Source organism: Dietzia alimentaria 72, from assembly GCF_000226215.1.
Classification (GTDB): Bacteria; Actinomycetota; Actinomycetes; order Mycobacteriales; family Mycobacteriaceae; genus Dietzia; species Dietzia alimentaria.
This window is the reverse complement of the sequence record NZ_AGFF01000030.1, coordinates 1-2,816: the sequence shown is the minus strand read 5'-3', so window position 1 is coordinate 2,816 and position 2,816 is coordinate 1. Positions and strand designations below refer to the sequence as shown.

Annotated in this window: 4 protein-coding genes; all 4 read left to right on the top strand. The window is 52.7% G+C overall.

The annotated features are described in order from the left end of the window. Positions 1-234, top strand: a 234-nt coding sequence (locus ON04_RS14710) for a transposase (protein ID WP_010542402.1), incomplete at its 5' end; no start/stop codon positions are given. A gap of 143 nt (positions 235-377) precedes the next feature. Continuing rightward, complete coding sequence (locus ON04_RS16330; RefSeq protein WP_158217848.1) at positions 378-1,931, top strand: tyrosine-type recombinase/integrase; 1,554 nt, start codon at positions 378-380, stop codon at positions 1,929-1,931. Next, positions 1,903-2,148, top strand: coding sequence for a hypothetical protein (locus ON04_RS16575; protein WP_141564822.1), 246 nt, complete (start codon positions 1,903-1,905; stop codon positions 2,146-2,148). Before ON04_RS16330 ends, ON04_RS16575 begins: the two co-directional genes overlap by 29 nt. A gap of 4 nt (positions 2,149-2,152) precedes the next feature. Continuing rightward, the gene (locus tag ON04_RS16570; protein WP_141564821.1) at positions 2,153-2,707 is read left to right on the top strand and encodes a DUF6262 family protein; all 555 of its coding nucleotides are present in this window, start codon (positions 2,153-2,155) and stop codon (positions 2,705-2,707) included. Positions 2,708-2,816 lie beyond the last annotated feature (109 nt).

Sequence of the window (2,816 nt, the reverse complement as noted above, 5' to 3'; positions counted from 1 at the left end):
GGTGTACCCGCAGAACTGTCGGAGCTCGCGCAGCTCGGCCGGTCATTGTGGAAGCGGCATCGGGAGATCCTCGCTTACTTCGACGTCGGGGCTTCCAACGGCCCCGTCGAGGCCATCAACGGCCGACTGGAACACCTCCGCGGGATCGCCCTGGGCTTCCGCAACCTCAAGCACTACATCTTGCGGTCACTGATCCACTCCGGACAGCTCCAGAACCGGATCAACGCACTCTAAATCCGGAAGGGCCCCGAAACTGCGCTCCCGCCCATAGAGCGGGAGAATTCGACATGCTAGGCGTTGGTGAGCCGCTTCGTTCAGAAATACTATTTGCACTTCAAGTCCGAGACGGGGAAAAACGGAATCTATACCCTACGATTGTGCGGGCATTCATCATAGCCTGCGCACCCCATGCGAGCCTTGCATACTTGGATAACAACGCCCGCGAGGAAGTAGTCACCGCGCAATTGAACGAGAATTACGTCTCATTTTCTCGGGATGTACTGCGCATAATAGCCAACGAGCACATCGCAGCGATGGGCCTTGATCCCCTCGAGGTCGAAGTAATTGACACGACCCAACTCGGTCTAGTTTTTATAGATGTCGGCGAAAAGGTTCGACGAAATAGCGCGCACCAACTCGACCTCCGTCCGATATCCCAACCCTGGATTCGAACCGTTTACAGAGAGTGGTTGCGAGAAAAGATCGAGGCACAAGAACCGGTTAGATCCAGAGATCTTTCCCAAATGTTGTTCGCTGCACGAGTGGGCTCTGAGTCTCTCTCTAAACGAAAAGACAACGGAGATCAACTATCGTTTCTCGGGCTCGCGGATATGCGAGATGCTGTACGGACTTTCGCCGAACTTAAGAAGGATAATGGCGAACTATACTCCCACCAAGCGCGCCGGCAACGACTTACTCGATTCAAGCAACTCATCGAGTTCGGAAGATCCAGAGGCTACCTCTCCGCGCTCCATAACGGGTTCGCGGACGGTCCGGGACTATCGATACCAATCGACGAAGCAATAGAGGAGGAGAAGGGCCGATATATCCCAGAAACCGTAATCCGAAAACTCGACGATAATCTTTCAGACTTCAATTCAAGCGCTAGGCCCGGAGCGGATGTTTGTCCCGAAGTGTATTCGGAGTTGCTCCGGACGGTGTACCAATTGCTTAGGGACACAGGAAGACGCCCAGCAGAGATATACGGCCTTCGTTATGATTGCTTACGCCTCGAAGGTGAGACATCAGTACTTATATGGGACAACAAGAAAGGAAGAAGATACAATCGGAGGTTGCCAATCTTGCCGTCTACTGCCACGATTATAGTCTCGTGGAAAAAATACAGAAAGGAGAAGGAGCCCGACTGGTGGACGGACGATTTTCTATTTCCACCGCTTTACAAGAACGTCACTTTTTTCCACCTGCAGTCAAACAATTTCACTCCCTGTTTCAACGAATGGACATCGAGTATCGAACTAACAGATGCGGACCTTCGCGATGTGAATGGAGTCGCTATAAATTTTTCGCGCCAAAACCTTCGCCCTTATGGGTTTCGACACTCTTATGCACAGAGGTTAGTTGATGCTGGCGTACCAATTGAAACCGTCCGTGAGTTAATGGACCACAAAAGCATCTCAACGACGCAAGTCTACTTCAAGGTGCGCGACGATTCGAAACGTCGCGCCATGGAGACAGCCGCTCGATACACGGTTGATAGATTCGGTTCCCAGGTGAAATCGAGCAGTTCGGGTTATGTTCTGGAAACTGTCGCTGTACCTTACGGGCGGTGCGTCAATCCGTCCAATGTAAAGGCAGGCGGTCACAGCTGCCCAGTCCGATTCCGATGCACTGGCTGCCCAGACTTCAGGTCTGACCCCCTACTTACCACAACTGAAGATTGCGTTGCAGGAGAAGCTCGGCGACCTTCTTGAGGCCGAAGAACTGGGCGCGGATCATTGGATTCTTGACGCAACTTCTGCGGAGGTCGAAGCCTATCGCAGGGTGGTCCGGACGCTTGAAGACGTAGTGGAGGATCTTGGCGATCGCGATCGTGAGGCGTTGAACGCCGCAAACGACGTACTACATGGAACAAGCCGTCTTGATCTTATCCCGATTGAGGTGATTAACAGTGGGAAAAAATTCAACTGAAGCTATGCATAAAGCGAATAAGGCGCGGTCAATGCGACTGAGGGCTGCCGCAGTCAATACCATTCGCAAATTCGAAGAAGAAGGCTGGCCGATTACGAAGACCGCAATTGCGGAAGAAGCTGGCGTGTCGCTGTATATAGTAAAACAACCCGAAGTGGCGCGGGAGGTCGAGGCTGCGATTAGACGACAGGTCATGTCATATTCCGCTGCTAACTCCAATAGCGCGCGACCTAGCCTTCGGGGACTAAAGACTCAACTAGCTAATGCTCTCGAGCAGAATAGAAAACTGTCGGAGCGCAATGCCCGGTTGAAAAATGCAATGGACCTGCAGGACGGTCTTAAGTTAGAGGACCGCTTATTTACGTCGCCACGGGACGACAATGTTACGGACGTGAAGGTCATGGAACTGCAACGGGAAGTGACCGAACTCAGGAACCTGGTAAAAGAGTTGCGTGGTGAGATAGCAGGCCGGGTCGAAGAAGTCCAAGCACTTCGCTCTCGCCTCAAGCATGTTCGTCTAGTCTCTGTAGGTAATCCCCCAGCAGAAAGTCCAGAATAGCCATTCACCTCCTGGGTCGATTTGGATTCCTCGCCTGGAAAGCCACGGACCGTACATCCGAGGCACTTTCCCCACCCTGTCCGAGAACCCACCCGAGGCAGCCAACACA

Bases quoted from the DNA above. Each gene is read 5' to 3' on its own strand.
- ON04_RS16570 (WP_141564821.1), top strand. From the start codon at position 2,153: ATGCATAAAGCGAATAAGGCGCGGTCAATGCGACTGAGGGCTGCCGCA.